The organism is Methylobacterium sp. DB0501 (assembly GCF_011043735.1).
In the GTDB taxonomy this organism is placed as follows: domain Bacteria; phylum Pseudomonadota; class Alphaproteobacteria; order Rhizobiales; family Beijerinckiaceae; genus Methylobacterium; species Methylobacterium alsaeris.
In genome coordinates, this window is the sequence record NZ_JAAKGV010000001.1 from 331,431 (window position 1) to 349,535 (window position 18,105).

Below are 18,105 nucleotides of genomic sequence, written 5' to 3' on the forward strand. Positions count from 1 at the left end.
GCTTTCGGCAGGCGTCCGGGCGGGTCCACCGGCGCTTTCGCGGCGTCTGGTGTGTCGGGGGCACACCCATTCCCGGGGAGCGCGCCCGCGCCGCGGTTTGCCTCGCCCCGGCGACGCACTAAGACGGGTCTCACACGTCCGCCGAAAAGATGTCAGCCCGCATGAGCACCGAGACCGCCCCCGAGACGAAGCCCGTCGGCCCCGGCGATCAGGTGCTCCTGGTCGACGGCTCGTCGTTCATCTTCCGGGCCTACTTCCAGTCGATCAACCAGCCGGAGCGCTACAATTTCCGCCCCTCCGACGGTTTGCCGACCGGGGCGGTGCGGCTGTTCTGCGCCAAGCTCGCCCAGTTCGTGCAGGAGGGTGCGGCTGGCGTCGTCCCGACCCATCTCGCCATCGTGTTCGACAAGTCCGAGGGCTCGTTCCGGAAGGAGATCTTCCCGGACTACAAGGGCCACCGGCCCGACGCCCCCGACGACCTCAAGCGCCAGATGCCCCTGATGCGCGACGCGGTGCGGGCCTTCGGCCTCCACCCGATCGAGTTGCAGCGCTACGAGGCCGACGACCTGATCGCGACCTATTCCCGCCAGGCGGAGGCGCGGGGGGCGGGCGTCATCATCGTCTCGTCCGACAAGGACCTGATGCAGCTCGTCGGCGACCTCGTGCGGTTCTACGATTTCGAATCGGGCCAGAAGGGCAAGCCGGGCTACCGGCCCGAGCGCAACCTGGACCGCGCCGCCATCCTGGAGCGCTGGGAGGGCCTGGGTCCGGAGCAGATCGGCGACGCGCTGGCGCTGATCGGCGACACCTCCGACAACGTGCCGGGCGTGCCGGGCATCGGGCTCAAGACCGCGGCTTCCCTCATCAAGGAGTTCGGCAGCCTGGAGGCGCTGCTGGAGAGGGCCGCGACGATCAAGCAGCCCAAGCGCCGCGAGACGCTGCTGGCCAATATCGACCAGGCCCGGCTGTCGCGCCGCCTCGTCGCCCTCGACGAGCAGGTGCCGGTGCCGGTGCCTCTCGACGCCCTTGGCCTGCCGAAGCCCGATCCCGAGCGCCTGGTCGGCTTCCTGAAGGCGATGGAGTTCAACACCCTGACGCGCCGCATCGCCCAGATGCTGCACGTCGACCCCGAGGCGGTGCGCCCCGATCCCGCCCTGTTGCCGGAGGGCGCCGATACCGGCTTCTCCAACGAGAAGGGCGGCAGCGACGTCACGCCGTTCTTCGGCGACACGCCCGACGGCGCGCCGGCCGAGGCCAAGGCGGAGGTCGATCCCTTCGCCGATCTCGCCCTGCCGGATGCGCCGCCGAAGCCCAGGGCGCCCGCCGAGGCGACCCCCACCACCCTGGTCGCGGCCCGGGCGGCCGAGGCGGTGAAGCCCTTCGACACGGCGTCCTACGAGACCGTCACCACCGTCGAGAGCCTGGAGGCCTGGATCGCCGAGGCGGTCGAGGCCGGGGTGCTGGCGGTCGATACCGAGACCACGGCGCTCGATGCCAACAAGGCCGACCTCGTCGGGGTGTCGCTCGCCACCGCGCCGGGGCGCGCCTGCTACATCCCGCTCAGCCATCGCGGCGGCGAGGACCTGTTCGGCGGCGGCCTGCTGCCCGGTCAGCTCTCCTGGGAGGCCGTGAAGGAGCGCCTGAAGCCGCTCCTCGAGAATCCGGCGGTGCTCAAGGTCGGCCAGAACATCAAGTACGACTGGCTCGTGCTCGCCCGCCACGGCATCGAGGTCCGGCCCTTCGACGACACGATGCTGATCTCCTACGTGCTCGATGCTGGCAAGGGCTCGCACGGCATGGACGAACTGGCCCGCCGCCATCTCGGCCACCAGCCGATCACCTTCGCGGACGTCGCCGGGACCGGGCGCCAGAAGGTGACGTTCGACCGCGTCGCCCTCGACAAGGCGACGGCCTACGCGGCCGAGGACGCCGACGTGACGTTGCGGCTGTGGCGGCTGATGAAGCCGCGGCTCGCCGCCGAGCGCCGCGCCTCCGTGTACGAGACCCTGGAGCGGCCGCTCGTGCCGGTGCTGGCCCGGATGGAGCGCGAGGGCATCAAGGTCGACCGCCAGATGCTGAGCCGGCTGTCGGGCGATTTCGCCCAGTCGCTGGCGCGGCTCGAGGATGAGATCCAGGAGATGGCGGGGGAAAAGTTCTCCGTCTCCTCCCCGAAGCAGATCGGCGACATCCTGTTCGGCAAGATGGGCCTGCCCGGCGCCAAGAAGACGCCGTCCGGCCAATGGGCGACGCCCGCGACGCTCCTGGAGGAACTGGCCGGCCAGGGCCTCGAACTGCCGCGGAAGATCCTCGACTGGCGCCAGCTCTCGAAGCTGAAATCGACCTATACCGACAGCCTCCAGGAGCATGCCGACCGGGCGACCGACCGGGTCCACACCTCCTTCGCGCTCGCCGCGACGACCACGGGGCGGCTCTCCTCCTCGGATCCGAACCTGCAGAACATCCCGGTCCGCACGGAAGAGGGCCGGCGCATCCGCCAGGCCTTCGTGGCCGATGCCGGGCACAAGCTGATCTCGGCCGATTACAGCCAGATCGAGCTTCGCCTGCTCGCCCACATCGCCGACATTCCGCAGCTGCGCCAAGCCTTCGAGGACGGCATCGACATCCACGCGGCCACCGCCTCGGCGATGTTCGGCGTGCCCCTCGACCAGATGACCCCGGACCTGCGCCGGCGCGCCAAGACGATCAATTTCGGCATCATCTACGGCATCTCGGCCTTCGGCCTCGCCGACCGGCTCGGCATCCCGCAGGGCGAGGCCTCGGCCTTCATCAAGCAGTATTTCGAGCGCTTCCCCGGCATCCGCGCCTATATCGACGACACCAAGAAGATCTGCCGCGACAAGGGCTACGTCACGACGCTGTTCGGCCGGGTCTGCCACTACCCGCAGATCCGCTCCAACAACCCGCAGGAGCGCGCCTCGGTCGAGCGCCAGGCGATCAACGCGCCGATCCAGGGCACCGCCGCCGACATCATCCGCCGGGCGATGGCCCGGATGGAGGGGGCCCTGTCGGAGGCCGGCCTCTCGACCCGGATGCTGCTCCAGGTCCACGACGAACTGGTCTTCGAGGCACCCGACGACGAGGTCGATCGGGCGCTGCCGATCATCGCCCGGGTGATGGAGGAGGCGCCGCATCCGGCGGTGAGCCTGCGGGTGCCGCTCGCCGTCGAGGCCAAGGCGGCGACGAACTGGCAGGAGGCGCATTGAGGCGCTTGCGACGCGGCTGAAGCGTCGATCCGGCCCTGCGACCTCATCCCGACGTGCCGGCCGACCGAAGGTCGGTTGGCCTCGAAGGAGGGCTCCCGAAATCTCCGGGCGATCGGGAGCCCTCCGTCCAGGCTCACTTCGTTCGCGCCTCAGGATGAGGGTGTGGGTGAGGGGCCGAGGCACGTGCAGGATGACGGGGCGAGTCGTTTCTCGTTAAGTCTCCCCTGTCCCGGATCTCCTTGCGCTGTCGCTCCGGTCGTCCGGGAAAGGGTGGCTTACAGCGGTACGGAGGTCGCTCCGCGCCGGGCCGCTCACGCCGGGACCCGCCTCACGCCACATCCAGCCCCAGATCGACGATCGGTGCGCTGTGGGTGATCCAGCCGGTCGAGATCAGGTCCACCCCCGTCGCCGCGACGGCGCCGACGGTCTCGCGGCTGATCCGGCCCGAAGCCTCGCTGATCGCCCGCCCGTCGATCATCGCCACTGCCCGGCGCAAGGTCTCGGGCGTCATGTTGTCGAGCAGCACCGCATCGGCGCCGACCGACAGGGCCTCGTCGAGCTGGGCCAGGGTGTCGACCTCGACCTCGATCTTCACCAGATGCCCGATTCCGGCTCGCGCCCGCCGCACCGCCGGGGCGACGCCGCCAGCCACCGCGACGTGGTTGTCCTTGATGAGCACCGCGTCGTCGAGGCCGAAGCGGTGGTTGGCGCCCCCGCCGGCCCGCACGGCGTGCTTCTCGAGAATCCGCAGGCCCGGCGTGGTCTTGCGGGTGCAGACGATGCGAGCTTTCCCATGCGGCCGGGCGGCCTCGACCAGCGAGGCGGTGGCGGTGGCTACCCCCGAGAGGCGGCAGAGCAGGTTGAGGGCGACGCGCTCGGCCGAGAGGATCGCCCTCGCCGGACCGTCGAGGGCGATCACCGCCTCGCCCGGAGCGATCCGGCTGCCGTCCGGTCGCAGCACCCGGACCGTCACGGCCGGATCGAGCAGCGCGAAGGCGAGGGTTGCGGCCTGCGTACCGGCGACGACGCCGTCCTGGCGCGAGACGATCGCACCGGAGAAGCGGGCCTCGACCGGCACGATGCCGTCGGTGGTGAGGTCGCCGGCGCGGCCGAGATCCTCGAGGAGCGCCGCCCGCACGATCGGCTCGATCATGAGCCGGGGCAGGGGAGGGGGCAAGGGAGGAAGCAAGGGCGGGGACAGGATCGTGTCGGTCATCGGGCCTCCTGCGGGATGGGGCCGGCGACGGCGTCCGCCGCGGCCAGGGCCTGGGCCAGGGTGATCTCGGTGGAGCGGGGCGCGGCCTGCCCCGGATGGTCGGCGCGCCAATGGGCGCCGCGACTCTCCCGGCGGCCGAGGGCGGCGGCTGCGACGAGCAGGCCCGCCACCGCCTCCGCCGAGCCGGCCCGGGCGAGGGCGGCGAGCCGCCCGACCGCCCGGGTGAGGCCGGCCACGTCGCGCACCAGCCCGACCTCCGCCTCCATCAGGGCGCGGATCTCCGGCCGGGCGTCCGGGGCGGGCACCGGGCCCGGGGCGCGGCCCGGGCCGGCGGCGCGGTCGTCAGTCTCCCGGATGTCCGCCGCGATCAGCTCCGCGAAGGCCATCGCCTCGAGGAGCGAGTTGCTGGCGAGGCGGTTCGCCCCGTGCAGGCCGGTCGCCGCGACCTCGCCGCAGGCCCAGAGGCCGGGGAGCGAGGAGCGTCCGCGCCCGTCCACCCGGATCCCGCCCATGTGATAGTGGGCGGCCGGCCGCACCGGGATCGGCTCCAGGGCCGGATCGAGCCGGGCGGCCCGGCAGAGGGCGGCGACGGTCGGGAAGCGGCGCGCGACGTCGAGGCGGCGGGCGTCGAGGAAGACCGCCTCGCCCCGGCCCGTCCGCAGGGCGATGGCCCGGGCGACCACGTCGCGGGGCGCCAGCTCGGCCCCGGCGATGCCGGCCATCACCCGGCCGCCCGCGGCATCGACCAGGATCGCGCCCTCGCCGCGCAGCGCCTCGGTGGCGAGCGGCAGCGGCCCGCCCGTGGATACCGCGATCGCCGTCGGGTGGAACTGCACGAATTCGGGATCGCGCACCACCGCCCCCGCCCGCGCCGCCAGGACGAGGCCGGAGCCGACCGCGCCGGCCGGGTTCGTGGTCGAGCGGTAGAGCCCGCCGAGGCCGCCGGTCGCCAGCACTACCGCCCGGGCCGGTAGCTCGATCGTTTCCTGCCCGGTCCGGACGGCGAGGCCGGTCACCCGGCCGTTCCCGTCCTGCATCAGGGCGGACCCCCGGCCGACCGTTACCGCGACCGACGGGCAGGCCGCCACCGCCCGGGCGAGGGTGCGCAGGACCGCCGCGCCGGTGGCGTCGCCCCCCGCCTTCACGATCCGGCGGCGGCCATGGGCGGCCTCGAGGCCCAGGGCCGGGGCGCCGTCGGGGCCGCGGTCGAAGGCGAGGCCGAGCCCGGCGAGCCACGCCACCAGGCCCGGGCCGGCCTCGGCAACGCGACGCGCCACCTCCGGGTCGCTCAGGCCCGCCCCCGCCGCCAGGGTGTCGGCGGCGTGGAGGGCGGGCGCGTCGTCGGCGCCGATCGCCGCCGCGATGCCGCCCTGCGCCCAGGCTGTCGCGGTCTCCTCGCCCAGGGGCGCGGCGGTGACGAGGGTGACGGGCAGCGGCGCCAGCCGCAGGGCCGTGGCGAGGCCGGCGACGCCGGCCCCCACCACGACGACGCGGTCCGTCCTCACGGCCGCACCGCCAGCATGCGCTCGACGGCGCGCCGCGCCGGGGCGATCAGGTCGCCCGGCACCGTGACCTCGTGGGTCAGGGTCTCCAGGCTGCGCCGGATCTTGCCCAAGCTGATCCGCTTCATGTGCGGGCAGAGGTTGCACGGCTTGACGAACGCGACATCCGGATTGCGGAGGGCGAGATTGTCGGCCATCGCACATTCGGTGATCAGCACCACCTGCGCCGGCCGGCGCGTCTCGACGTAATCCTGCATCGCCGCGGTCGAGCCGGAGAAATCGGCTTGCGCCACCACCGCGGGCGGGCATTCGGGATGCGCCAGGACCGTCACGCCCGGATAGGCCTCGCGGGCCTCGCGGATGTCGTCCGCCGTGAAGCGCTCGTGCACCTCGCAATGGCCGGCCCAGGTCAAGATCTCGATGTGGGGCAGCTCGGCCTGGACGTTCTGGGCCAGATACTCGTCGGGGATCATCAGGACGCGCGGGGCGCCCAGCGACTCGACCACCGCCTTCGCGTTGCCCGAGGTGCAGCAGAGATCCGATTCCGCCTTCACGGCGGCCGAGGTGTTGACGTAGGTCACCACCGGCACGCCCGGGTAGCGGCGGCGCAGGGCCCGCACGTCGGCGGCCGTGATCGAATCCGCGAGCGAGCAGCCGGCGCCCGGATCGGGGATCAGCACGGTCTTGTCCGGGTTCAGGATCTTGGCGGTCTCGGCCATGAAGTGCACGCCCGCGAGCACGATCACGTCGGCATCGGCGCGGGCGGCCTCGCGGGCCAGCGCCAGGCTGTCGCCGACGATGTCCGCCACGGTGTGGAAGATCTCCGGCGCCTGGTAATTGTGCGCCAGCACCACGGCGTTGCGTGCGCGCTTGAGCGCCTGGATCGCCGCGACGTCCTCGGCGAGGGCGGGCCACTCGATCGCCGGCACGTGGTGGCGCACACGCCGGTACAGCTCCGCCAGGGGAGGATCGCTCGCCCGGTCGAGGAATGCCGCGTCCATTCTCGCCTCCCGAAATATGCTCAGAGTGAGCATTTACCCGGCTAGGCTAGTCCCCGGCTTCCGGCCTGTCCAGATATGTTGGATCTGAGCATAAGTGCGTCAGACCGACGCAGAAAATCCGACGGGTTCCGCCCCCGGCCGGATCAGCCGGCCCGGCCCGAGGGGAGCCGCAGGCCAGGGGCGGGGCGTTCCAGCAGGACCTCGCGGCGGAATCGCATCAGCCGGGCGGGCCGTCCGCCGGTCTCGGCGGTCACGGCCTCGGTCTCCTCGACGAGGCCCTGCTGGGCGACGAGGCGGCGGAAATTCTGCTTGTGCAGGAGCACGCCCGACAGGGCCTCGACCACGCGCTGGAGCTGACCCAGGGTGAAGGTGGGCGGCATCAGCTCGAACACGACGGGCCGGTACTTGATCTTGCCGCGCAGGCGCCCGAGGGCGGTGGCGAGCATGCGGCGGTGGTCGAAGGCCATGGCGTGGCCCGCGACGTCGTCGGCGGCGCCCGCCTCGGGCACGAGGCCGGCCTCGAACAGCAGCTCGTAGCGCTCCAGCACCCGCTCCTCGTTCCAGCCGCTCCCGGCCGCCCCGAAGGTCAGGCCGATCCGGTCGCTGCGGCGCCGGCTCTCCTCCGGGTCGGTCGCGGCCCCGGCCCAGCCGTCGAGCCGGGCCATGAGGGCGTCGAGGCAGGGAGGCCGTCCCGCCCGCCGATCCTCGTAGGGGAAGTAGCGGTACCAGCTCTGCCAGGTCGCGTCGGCGGCAGGCCGCGCCTCGCGCACCAGCGCCAGGTAGGCGACCGAGAGGGCGTGCCGGTCCTCATCCCCCTTGCCGCCCTTCCGGCGGTTGCGGTCGCCGAAGGTGTAGAGCTGCTCGACATAGCCGAGGGTCTGGCCGGTCTGGCGCTCGACCCAGGCCCGCAGGCCCCGCTCCAGGGTGGGATGGGCCGGCTCCAGGGGGCCGGCCGGCAGGCCCTCGCCCCGGCCGGCGGGCTGGCCGGCCACCGGCACGGTGAGGACGCGCGGCTCGTCGAGCGTCGCCGCCAGGATCGCCGCCGCGAGGCCGACCAGGGGGGCCGCCGCACTCGGTTCCGCCTCGCTCATCAACCCCTCCCGGCCGGTGCGGGGACTTACCACGACACGGGGGTATGGCCAGGCTTCATGTTAGGGCAAAGGGCGATTCACCCGGCCGCCGCGAGCCGTCCCGCCGCCGGAGCCTGCACGGCGACCTCGCGCACCAGGACCCCGAACAGCGCCCCCAGCACCAGCGGCATGCCGGCGAACCCCATCATCTGCAGCGGCATCGTCAGGGTGGGGCCGAGCCAGGCGAAGACCGTGACCCGGTCCGGCTGGGTCCCGGGCTCTACGGCCGAGAGCCGCCACACGAGCACCGCCGCCAGCGCCGTCAGGTCGTAGTTGAAGGCGTAGGGAGTCAGGAGCGGCACGGCGGCGGCGAGGAGGCCCGCCCGCTGCACCGGGTCGCGGGTCCGGCGCACGGCCCAGATCGCCGCCGCGAGGACCGGCACGGCGACGACGGCCTGGAGAAGCCAGGCCACGCCGGTCGGCAGCCCGAAGGTGCGCGCGCCCGCGAACACCGAGGCCATCATGGTCGTGTAGAAGCCGGTGAAATGCTGCAGCAGGGCGTACTGGTAGGCGCTGGTCTCGCCGAGGTAGTGCCGCCAGGGCTCGGCCCCGAAGGCGAGGAGCGAGGCGCCGACGAGCGCCAGGGCGGTCGCCGCCGCCGCCGCGATGGTCCGCCACGCCCCGAGGGCCAGGAGGGCGAGGGGCAGCACAAGGCCGAGATGCGGCTTGCAGGTGAGGAGGCCGAACAGGATGCCGGCGAGGACCGGGCGGCGGTCGAGGGCGATGAGCCCGCCGAGGAACAGGGCGGCGGTGAGGAAGCCGTTCTGGCCCCCGACGGCGTTGATGAGGCAGGCCGGCGCCAGGGCGAGCAGCACCAGGGCCCGCAGGCGCCGCCCCGGCGCGACCCGGCTCAGCGTCACGGCCGCGAAGGCGGCGAACAGCCCGGCGGTCCAGAGGGCGAGGGCCGCGAAGTAGGGCAGCTGCGACAGCGGCCGCAGCAGCAGCAGCGTGAAGGGCGGGTAGCTCCAGTTGTGGAACGGCAGCGGCGCGCCGAAGGCGGTGCCGATCGCCGCCTGATAGGCGTCGAGGTCGAACAATGTGGCGAGCCGCCCCGACGCCGCGAGCTGCGGCCCGACCCAGTTGTTGATGAAGTCGCGCCCGATCGGATACCCGGTGACATCGAGCCCGCCCCCGGCCGGCCGGTAGAACCGCACCACCAGGGGCAGCGTGCTCAGGAGGCCGAGGAGCGCCAGGATCACCGCCGGATCGGTCGGCCGGCGGCGCAAGGGAAGCGGGATCATCGGGCGCGGTCCTGCGGTCTTCGGCGGGAGATCGGGACGGTCGGCTCGCCGTGCCGCACCGGGGCGCGGTACGCCTATCCGCGCCGGCGCTGCGGTACCCGGGCGGCGGGGAGCCCGGCGCTCACGGCTGGGCTCCCCGCGGCGCGTCGGGCGCCGGCAGGTCGAGGTAGCGCATGCGCTTGAACTCCCGCTGGCTCGCCCCGACCGCATCGACGATGATGCCGCAGGTCAGGCTCATGAAGGCGAGCTGCATCAGGGCGGCGGCGAGCACCGCCGTCGGAAGCCGCGGCACCAGGCCGGTCTCCAGGAAGGTGGCGGCCACCGGCAGCCCGAGGAGGAGCCCCGTCGCCGCCAGGAGCGCCGCCAGGGCGCCGAAGAAGCGCAGCGGCCGCACCGCCTTGTACATCAGGGCGATCTTGCCGAGGATCCGCGCCCCGTCGCGCCACTTGCTGAGCTTGCTCGCCGAGCCCTCCGGGCGCGACCGGTAGGGCAGGGGAATCTCCATCGCCGCGAGCCGCAGGTCGAGGGCGTGGACCGACAGCTCGGCCTCGATCTCGAAGCCCGACGACGAGGCCGGGAAGGACTTGGCGAAGCGCCGCGACACGACGCGGTAGCCCGACAGGATGTCGGTGAAGCCGTCGCCGAACAGTCGCATCACCAGCCGGTTGAACAGCCAGTTGCCGAAGCGGTGGCCGCGGGCGAAGGCGTCGCCCGAGCCCGCGCGGGCGCCCACCACCATGTCGACCTGCTCGGTCACCAGCGCGTCGATCAGGCGGCCGGCGGCGGCGGCGTCGTAGGTCAGGTCGCCGTCGGCCAGCACGTAGAGATCGGCCTCGATGTCGGCGAACATCCGCCGCACGACGTTGCCCTTGCCCGGCCGGCGCTCCCGCCGCACCACCGCGCCCGCCGCCGCCGCGACCGCGGCGGTCCGGTCGGTCGAGTTGTTGTCGTAGACGTAGACGGTGGCGCCGGGCAGGACGCGGCGGAACTCCGTCACCACCTGCCCGATCGTCGCCTCCTCGTCGAGGCAGGGCAGGAGCACCGCGATCGTGCGGTTGCGCACGAAGCTGGCCTGCGGCAGCAGGTCCGTCAGCTCGCGGCGGATCTGGGAGCCGGAGATCCGGGCGGCTTGCGTGCTGGCGGCTTGAATCATGGAGGCCCCGCCGGGCCGCGCGCTCCTGCGCCCCGGCCCTGGGCGAGAGGTTAAGGACCGGAGCCTTAACGGCCGGTTTCGCCGCGCCCCGTCACGCCGGCACCCGCACCGTCGCCCGCAGGCCCCCGAGGGGCGAATCGTACAGGGCCACGTCGCCGCCATGCGCCCGGGCGATGTCGAGGGCGATGGCGAGGCCGAGGCCCGATCCGCCCGCATCCTGGCGGGCGTCGTCGAGGCGCACGAAGGGCTTGAACACCTCCTCGCGCTGCTCGGGCGGGATGCCGGGGCCGTCGTCGTCGATCGAGACGGCGAGCCAGCGCGCCTCCTGGCGGGCGGTGATCGCGATGGTGTCGCCGTAGCGGGCGGCGTTGGCGGCGAGGTTGAACAGGCAGCGCCGGAAGGCGTCGGGCCGGACCGTCACGGTCGGCTGCCCCTCCAGCGTCACCTCGGAGACGTGGCCGCCGAGACGCTCCACGTCGGTGCGCACGTCCTCCAGCATCGCCCGCAGGTCGACGGCCGCGGCCGGCTCGCCGGAATCGCCCTTGGCGAAGGCGAGGTAGGCCTCCAGCATCCGGCTCATCTCGTCGACGTCGCGCTGCAGGTCGTCGATCTCGGGCGTCTGCGGCAGGAGCACCAGGGAGAGCCGGAAGCGCGTGATGATGGTGCGCAGGTCGTGGCTCACCCCGTTGAGCATCGTGGTGCGCTGCTCCATCGCCCGCTCGATGCGCCGCTTCATCTCGATGAAGGCGTGGCCGGCCTTGCGCACCTCGCGGGCGCCGCGGGGGCGGAAATCGAGTTCGCGGCCCTTGCCGAAGCTCTCGGCCACGTCGGCGAGCCGCAGGATCGGCCGGATCTGGTTGCGCAGGAACAGGATCGCGACGCCGAGCAGCACCATCGAGGAGCCGCCCATCCAGAGCAGGAAGATGTGCGAGTTCGAGGCATAGGCCTGGCTGCGCCGGGCGATCACCCGCATCACCCCGCCGGGGATCTCGACCCGGATCTCGATCAGGCTGGAGCGCCCGACGGTGTCGATCCAGAACGGCCGGGCGATCTGGCGGCGGATCTCGTCGGACAGGGCCTCGTCGAGGAGCGAGAAGAACGGCCGGGGCCCGGGGGCCGGGAGCTTGGCGCCCTCCAGGATGTCGATGTCGAGGTTGAGGCGCTCGCTGGCGATCCGCTCCAGGGTCTCGGAGCCCTTGTCCTGCGGATAGCTCTCGTAGATGTCGATGAGCGCCGCGACGTCGGCCGTCACGGCGGCCGAGAGGCGCCGCGTCACCAGCTGCCAGTGCCGCTCCATGAAGGTGTAGGCGATCACCGATTGCAGCAGCACCATCGGGGCGATGATGATGATGAGCGAGCGGGCATAGAGCCCCTTCGGCAGCCGGTCGCCGATCACGCGGCCGAGCCGGCGCCAGGCCCGCCGGGGCGTCGGCAGCGTCCCGGCGAGGGTGGGGGCGGCCATCGCGCTAGTCCAGGACCAGCCGGTAGCCGACGCCGCGCACGGTCTGCACGTAGCGCGGGTTGGCCGGGTCGTCCTCGATGCGCCGGCGCAGGCGGTTCATCTGCACGTCGACGGTGCGCTCGTTGGCGGCGCCGTTGGTGCCGGTCAGCGCCTCGCGCTCGACGTTGCCGCCGCGGGCGAGCGCCAGGATGGTCAGGATCTCGCGCTCGCGCTCGGACAGGCGGATCGCCTCGTCGTCGCGGGTCAGCTCGCCGCGCTCGATGCGGAACTGGAACGGCCCGAACCGCACCGCATCGAGGGGGGCGGCCCCGCCCTCGGCCGGCCCGCGGGCGTTGCGGCGCAGGATGTTGTTGAGGCGCAGGATCAGCTCCCGCGGCTCGAAGGGTTTGGGCAAGTAGTCGTCGGCGCCGATCTCGAGCCCGGTGACCCGGTCGTTCGGGTTCGAGCGGGCCGTGAGCATCAGGATCGGCACCTGCGAGGTCAGGCGGATCTGGCGGGCATAGTCGAAGCCGGTCTCGCCCGGCATCATCACGTCGAGCACCACCGCGTCGAAGACGAGGCTGCGGCCCCGCGCCCGCGCCTCGGCGGCGCTCGCGGCGGCGGTGACCCGGTAGCCGTTCTCCCCGAGGAAGCGGGCGAGGAGGTCGCGCAGGCGGCGGTCGTCGTCGACCACCAGGATGTGGGGGGCGTGGTCGGGCAGCTCGGCCCGGGGGGCGATGGCGGGATCGGCGCTCACGGCTTCACCTCCGGAGCGGGATCGCCGCCGGCGATCAGCCGGCTCACCGCCGCGCGCTCGCCCGGCTCGATCATGGCGAGCAGGAACCGGCTCGCCGGGTCGCGCAGCGAGGGGCCGGCTTCCGCGAGCGCCCGGCGGACCCGCTCGCCCTGGACGCCAGCGAGGCGCTGGGCGAGTTCCCGCCCCTGCGGCGTGCAGGTGAGGAGGCGGTGGCGCCGGTCGCTCGTGCCGGTGCGCTGCGCGATGTAGCCCTGCTCGATCAATTCCTTCAGCACCCGGTTCAGGCTCTGCTTGGTGATCCGCAGGATATCCAGGAGTTCGGCGATGGTGAGGCCGGGATGCCGGTCGACGAAGTGCAGCACCCGGTGGTGGGCGCGGCCGAAGCCGTACTCGGCCAGGATGCGGTCCGGATCGGCGACGAAGTCCCGGTAGGCGAAGAACAGGAGCTCGATCAGGTCGTAATGCGGCGCCTCGGCCGGCTCCCCGGGATTCGCAGGGCCTTGATCCGTCGGCAGGCGGGCGTAACCTGCCTCCCGCAGTTCCTCCTCCCGCACATCCTCGTTGGCGGCGTCCGGGATGGGGGCCGGACGGGTCCGGGCGGCCTGGGTCACGGGTCGCACCTCTTCGCGGGGATCAGGTCGACGAGAGTCACGACCTTCGGGGACCCTCGTCATTTATGTCAGTCTTGTTGACATATCTCAGCCTCGTTGATAGGCGTCAACCCCGCCGGCGAAACGAACGAACGCCCCGCGTCTCGTTCAAGCACGAACGTTGCGCGAGAACCAGCCAGGCGGAAACGAACGCATACGAGGATCATCGTCATGTCCGTCATTCCCTTCGACCAGCGTGAAGGCCACATCTGGTTCGACGGCAGCATGGTGCCGTGGGCGGACGCGAAGATTCACGTACTCAGCCACGGCCTGCATTACGGCTCCAGCGTGTTCGAGGGCGAGCGCGCCTATGGCGGCCAGATCTTCAAGTGCACCGAGCATTCGCAGCGCCTGCGCCGCTCGGCCGAGCTCCTCGACTTCGAGGTCCCGTACTCGGTGGCCGAGATCGACGCCGCCAAGAAGCTGGTGCTGAAGGAGAGCGGCCTGCAGGACGCCTATCTGCGCCCGGTCGCCTGGCGCGGCTCGGAGATGATGGGCGTCTCGGCGCAACACAACACCATCCACCTCGCCATCGCGGCGTGGGAGTGGCCGAGCTACTTCGACCCGGCGACCAAGATGAAGGGCATCCGGATGGACCTGGCGGATTACCGCCGGCCCGATCCGCGCACCGCGCCGTCGGCCTCCAAGGCGGCGGGCCTCTACATGATCTGCACGATCTCCAAGCACCGGGCCGAGAACAAGGGCTATGCCGACGCCCTGATGCTCGACTGGGAGGACAACGTCGCCGAGTGCACCGGCGCCAACGTGTTCTTCATCCAGAACGGGGTGATCCACACCCCGCTGGCCGACCGCTTCCTCAACGGCATCACCCGCCAGACCGTGATCGATCTGGCGCGGCGGCGCGGCTACGAGGTGGTCGAGCGGCGCATCCGCCCCGAGGAGATGGCGGGCTTCAGCGAGTGCTTCATCACCGGCTCGGCCGCCGAGGTCACCCCGGTCTCGGAGATCGCCCAGTACCGCTTCACCCCGGCCGCGATGACCAAGACCCTGATGGACGACTACACCGCCGAGGTGCAGCCGCGGGCCAAGGCTGCCTGAAGAGAGGCTGCCCGGGCCAGGGCGTCCCGAACCGCGCGACGACCGCGTGAACCGAAGGCCCCGGGCGGCAGACCGCCCGGGGCCTTCGCGCGTCCGGATCGGTGGTTTTTCGGGGACAAGCCGCCCCTGCGGCGCTCGGGCCGGGAACGCGGGCCGGGGCTTCCCCGTTGTCTGTCTGGAACATTCAGAGAACACGGGAAGCCCTCATGACCGCCAAGACTGCTGCCAAGAACGCTGCCGAGACCGAGAATCCGAAGCAGGACCCGAAGGACACCTCGAACCGCATCAAGGACCCGAAGGACTGGACCACCGGTTCCGAGCCGATGACCGGGGCACAGGCTTCCTACCTCAAGACCCTGGCCGAGCAGGCCAAGGACGACGAGGCGTTCGACCCCGACCTCGACAAGGCGGAAGCCTCGCAGCGCATCGACGCCCTGCGCCAGGAAACCGGCAAGGCCTGAGCGCGCACCCCCGACGATCCCGCAGGACGGCCGTGCCGCGGTCCTGCGGGCAAACCTCGCCGGACGATAACCTGCCTTGAGGATCGCACAGGTCGTTTCCACCGTCGCATTAACGCCTGATGAGGAGGTGTGACCTTACTGTCCGGGACGGCAAATCGAGGGACTGGGCGTGGCGGGCAGATCGCGGAGAAGGGATGCGCTCCGGCGCTTCCGACGTGACCGGTCCGGTACGACGGCGATCGAGTACGCATTGATCGCCGGCCTGATCTTCCTGTCGATGACGGTCGCGCTCTCGACCTACGGCGATGCGGCCGGCAGCCTGTACAGCAACATGAGCAACCGGTTTCTCGCCGCGCTCAGGTAACCGGTCCGCCCGCTACTCCGCCGCCATCCCGAGATTGTCGAGGCACTGCCGGATCTGCCCGGCCAGGATGTCGGCGAGCGGGTTGGGCTCGCCGGTGCGGTGACGCATCAGCCCGATGCGGCAGGCCGGCAGGCCCGCGAAGCCGTCCTGCGGCCCGAGCACCCGCATGCCCGGGCGGACGGCGCTCTCGGGCAGGACCGAGACCGCCAGCCCCGCCAGCACCGCCGCCCCGACCGCGGTGGAATTCCAGCTCACGAACAGGATCCGGCTCTGGCGCCCGCCGCGCTCCAGGACCTCGATCGCGGCCCGGCGCCAGTTGCAATCCGGGCGGCCGAGGGCGAGGGGCACCGGCTGCTCGGTATGGACCGCGTGGCGGCTCGAAGTGACCCAGAGCAGCGCCTCGGTGCGGATCGTCTCGACGTTGCGCCGCCCCTTCGCCTCCGTGACGATGGCGAGGTCGATGTCGCCGTCGGCGATCCGGTCGGCCAGCATGTCGGTCGGCTCGCACACCACCGTGACCTCGGCCCGGGGATGGGTGCGGGCGAAGCGCCCGAGGATCTCCGGCAGGTAGCGGTCGGCGTAGTCGTCCGGCAGGCCGAGGCGCACCCGCCCGGCGAGGTCGCCCTCGTCGAAGGTCGCCAGGCACTCCGTCTGGAGCCGCACGATGCGCCTCGCATAATCCAGCAGGCGCTCGCCGTCGTCGGTCAGCCGCACGCCGCGCCCGGCCTTGGCGAAGATCTCGCGCCCGATCCGCTCCTCGAGCCGCTTCATCTGCATCGAGACGGCGGATTGCGTCTTGTGCACGGCCTCCGCCGCGCGGGTGAACGAGCCGCTCTCGGCGATCGCCACCAGGGTCCGGAGCTGGTCGATGTCGAGGGGATGCACCGGCGCGCTCCATCATCAATCTGCGTGATGTGACACATCTCAATCATTCGCTCAACGCATCGGCGCAGCGGGGCTATAAGGGGGCAGCGGAAGAGCGATGGCCGGCGCATGACGAGGTTCGCCGACAGCTCCCGCCGGAGACCACGATGACGATCAGCTTCGCCCCCCTCTTCGGTGTTCTCGCGCTGGCGCCCGGCTACGGCCGCAAGGCCGCGCAGATCGTGGCCCGGATCGTCACCCTGTGGATCAACCGCCGCGCCGCCTACCGCCTCGCCGAACTCGACGACCGCGGGCTGAAAGACATCGGCCTCACCCGCAGCGACGTGGAAGGCGTGCTCGATCTTCCGTTCCGGCATGACCCGACCATTCCCCTGGTGCATCGACGTCGCGCACGGCGCCAGCCCGCGCCGCCGGCCGTGACCGTGCGCCTCGCCGCCCGGGACGGGCGGGCGGTGGAGGGGCGGGGAGTGTGATGCGACTTCCGCTTGATCCGTCCGAGCAACGGTAGAGCGCTTCCCCTCTCCCGCGTGGGAGAGGGGCCCGGGGATCGACGATCCCGCATGAGGGCGGCTCGGCTTCAGGATTACGTCGCCGACGGTCGAGCCGGACGGCTCGACGGTTCCGGATCATTGCGGACACCGCGCCACTCCGGGCGATCGTCGATCGCCCGGCCCGACCGAACAGGATGCAGGTTCCTACGCCGCGGCCCACGACACCGGCAGCTCCTCGACACGGCGGATCGCGGCCGAGCCGCGCACGGTCAGCGGCCGGTCGGGGCGCAGGTCCGGGAGCCGGCGCGTGAGCGCCCGCAGCCCTTCCTCCAGCTCGATGCGGGCGAGCGCCTCGCCGAGGCAGCGATGCACGCCGCCGCCGAACGCCATGTGCCAGCGCGGATGGTCGGTCCGGCGGATGTCGAAGACGTCCGGATCCGCGTAGAGGGCCGGGTCGCGCATCGCCGACAGCGTCGAGATCGACAACAGCGCGCCCGCCGGCAGCACGGCGCCCTCCAGGGGGATGTCGGCGAGGGCGAAGCGCGGGAACGACCCGACCGCCGGCTCGAAGCGCAGCGCCTCCGCCACCGCCCCCGGGATCAGCGCCTCGTCGCGGCAGACCGCCTCCCATTGCGCCCGGTGCGCGAGCAGCAGGCCGGCCTGGATCGCCAGCGCCGCGCGCGTGGTGTCGCTGCCCGCCAGGATCAGGGAGACGATCTGCATGCGCGTCTCCGCGGCCGCGTCCGGGTCGTCCTCGTCGATCGAGGGCAGCAGGGCGGAGATCAGGTCCTCCCGCGGGGCGCGGCGGCGCTCCGCTACGAGGTCCTCGACGTAAGCGATGAGCCGGCGCGCCGCCGCATCGCTCTCGGGCAAATCCTCGGGTGTCCAGGCCGAGGTGAGGGCGCGGGACACCGCGTAGACCCATCGGGTGAAGTCCGGCACGTCGCTCTCGGGGAGCCCCAGGATCGTCGCGATCGCCCGGGCGGGGAGCGGGGCGGCGTAGTCGGCGAGCAGGTTCATCCGCCCGTGCGGGAGATGCTCGGCCACCAGCGCCTCGGCGAGGTCGCGGATGCGCGGGCGCAGGGCCGCCACGACCTGGAACGCGAAGGCCCGGGCGATCGGGGTGCGCCGGCGCCGGTGAACCTCGCCGTTGGAGAGAAGCACCGTCTGCCGGAAGAACTCGAACAGCGGCCCCGCCGTGATGCCGCGCAGCCGCGCGAACTCCGTCTCCACCTGCCGCGTGCGCGGATCGGTGACGAGGGCCTGGACGTCGCGGGCCCGCAGCACCATGACGGCGCCGTCGTCGGTCCGGATGCAGGGCACGCTCGCGCGGTGATGCGCGAGCACGGCGTGCGGATCGGCCTCCAGGACGGCGCGGGGGACGAGAACGAGGTCCGTCGGCATCGCCTCGGAGGTGACGGCGTGCGGGGATCTGGCCATGGTCGCCCTCCTGGAATCGCTCCGGCCGGCATCGTGCACCGGACCGAATCGGACGCCAGTGTGCGCGCCCGCCTGACATGCCGTCGTCAA

Annotated in this window: 16 protein-coding genes; 5 read left to right on the forward strand and 11 right to left on the reverse strand. The window is 72.2% G+C overall.

The genetic code is table 11. The annotated features are described in order from the left end of the window. Positions 1-161: 161 nt before the first annotated feature. Positions 162-3,224 (forward strand): DNA polymerase I, encoded by a 3,063-nt coding sequence (gene polA, locus G4G93_RS01555; protein ID WP_165080597.1) that lies wholly within the window; start codon positions 162-164, stop codon positions 3,222-3,224. Positions 3,225-3,552: 328 nt separating this feature from the next. Here the strand turns inward: polA and nadC are convergent, their stop codons facing one another. The 9 genes from nadC to G4G93_RS01600 form a co-directional block, all read right to left on the reverse strand. Beyond that, positions 3,553-4,440: a carboxylating nicotinate-nucleotide diphosphorylase gene (gene nadC, locus G4G93_RS01560; protein ID WP_165080599.1), complete on the reverse strand. Its 888-nt coding sequence runs from the start codon at positions 4,438-4,440 to the stop codon at positions 3,553-3,555. Continuing rightward, positions 4,437-5,945 carry an L-aspartate oxidase gene (locus G4G93_RS01565; protein ID WP_165080601.1) on the reverse strand — a complete coding sequence of 503 codons (1,509 nt, stop codon included), beginning with the start codon at positions 5,943-5,945 and terminating at the stop codon, positions 4,437-4,439. The genes nadC and G4G93_RS01565 overlap by 4 nt, the downstream gene beginning before the upstream one ends. After that, a complete protein-coding gene (nadA, locus tag G4G93_RS01570; RefSeq protein ID WP_165080603.1) occupies positions 5,942-6,943 on the reverse strand; it encodes a quinolinate synthase NadA in 1,002 nt (333 codons plus the stop codon). Before nadA ends, G4G93_RS01565 begins: the two co-directional genes overlap by 4 nt. 143 nt (positions 6,944-7,086) lie before the next feature. After that, positions 7,087-8,034: an NrtR DNA-binding winged helix domain-containing protein gene (locus G4G93_RS01575; protein ID WP_165080605.1), complete on the reverse strand. Its 948-nt coding sequence runs from the start codon at positions 8,032-8,034 to the stop codon at positions 7,087-7,089. 77 nt (positions 8,035-8,111) lie between these two features. Further along, a complete protein-coding gene (locus G4G93_RS01580) occupies positions 8,112-9,314 on the reverse strand; it encodes a glycosyltransferase family 87 protein (RefSeq protein WP_165080607.1) in 1,203 nt (400 codons plus the stop codon). 121 nt (positions 9,315-9,435) lie between these two features. Further along, a complete protein-coding gene (locus tag G4G93_RS01585) occupies positions 9,436-10,467 on the reverse strand; it encodes a glycosyltransferase family 2 protein (RefSeq protein WP_165080609.1) in 1,032 nt (343 codons plus the stop codon). Positions 10,468-10,558: 91 nt separating this feature from the next. Continuing rightward, positions 10,559-11,929: an ATP-binding protein gene (locus G4G93_RS01590; protein ID WP_165080611.1), complete on the reverse strand. Its 1,371-nt coding sequence runs from the start codon at positions 11,927-11,929 to the stop codon at positions 10,559-10,561. A 4-nt stretch (positions 11,930-11,933) separates the two neighbouring features. Continuing rightward, complete coding sequence (locus tag G4G93_RS01595; protein ID WP_165080613.1) at positions 11,934-12,665, reverse strand: response regulator; 732 nt, start codon at positions 12,663-12,665, stop codon at positions 11,934-11,936. Beyond that, entirely contained in the window at positions 12,662-13,180 is a 519-nt protein-coding gene (locus G4G93_RS01600) for a MarR family winged helix-turn-helix transcriptional regulator (RefSeq protein WP_246736503.1), read from the reverse strand. The genes G4G93_RS01595 and G4G93_RS01600 overlap by 4 nt, the downstream gene beginning before the upstream one ends. A gap of 306 nt (positions 13,181-13,486) precedes the next feature. Between G4G93_RS01600 and G4G93_RS01605 the strand changes: the two genes are divergently transcribed. The 3 genes from G4G93_RS01605 to G4G93_RS36360 all read left to right on the forward strand — a co-directional run bounded on the left by G4G93_RS01605 (position 13,487) and on the right by G4G93_RS36360 (position 15,199). Next, positions 13,487-14,374, forward strand: a complete 888-nt coding sequence (locus G4G93_RS01605) for a branched-chain amino acid aminotransferase (RefSeq protein WP_165080615.1) — start codon at positions 13,487-13,489, stop codon at positions 14,372-14,374. A gap of 206 nt (positions 14,375-14,580) precedes the next feature. After that, the gene (locus tag G4G93_RS01610; protein ID WP_165080617.1) at positions 14,581-14,835 is read left to right on the forward strand and encodes a DUF3072 domain-containing protein; all 255 of its coding nucleotides are present in this window, start codon (positions 14,581-14,583) and stop codon (positions 14,833-14,835) included. A 169-nt stretch (positions 14,836-15,004) separates the two neighbouring features. Then, positions 15,005-15,199: a Flp family type IVb pilin gene (locus G4G93_RS36360; RefSeq protein ID WP_165080619.1), complete on the forward strand. Its 195-nt coding sequence runs from the start codon at positions 15,005-15,007 to the stop codon at positions 15,197-15,199. A gap of 12 nt (positions 15,200-15,211) precedes the next feature. Here the strand turns inward: G4G93_RS36360 and G4G93_RS01620 are convergent, their stop codons facing one another. Next, positions 15,212-16,084, reverse strand: a complete 873-nt coding sequence (locus G4G93_RS01620; RefSeq protein WP_165080621.1) for a LysR substrate-binding domain-containing protein — start codon at positions 16,082-16,084, stop codon at positions 15,212-15,214. 146 nt (positions 16,085-16,230) lie between these two features. Between G4G93_RS01620 and G4G93_RS01625 the strand changes: the two genes are divergently transcribed. After that, positions 16,231-16,557 (forward strand): DUF1127 domain-containing protein, encoded by a 327-nt coding sequence (locus G4G93_RS01625; protein WP_165080623.1) that lies wholly within the window; start codon positions 16,231-16,233, stop codon positions 16,555-16,557. Positions 16,558-16,779: 222 nt separating this feature from the next. Here G4G93_RS01625 and G4G93_RS01630 read toward each other — a convergent pair whose 3' ends face one another. Continuing rightward, a complete protein-coding gene (locus G4G93_RS01630; RefSeq protein ID WP_246736468.1) occupies positions 16,780-18,015 on the reverse strand; it encodes a cytochrome P450 in 1,236 nt (411 codons plus the stop codon). Positions 18,016-18,105 lie beyond the last annotated feature (90 nt).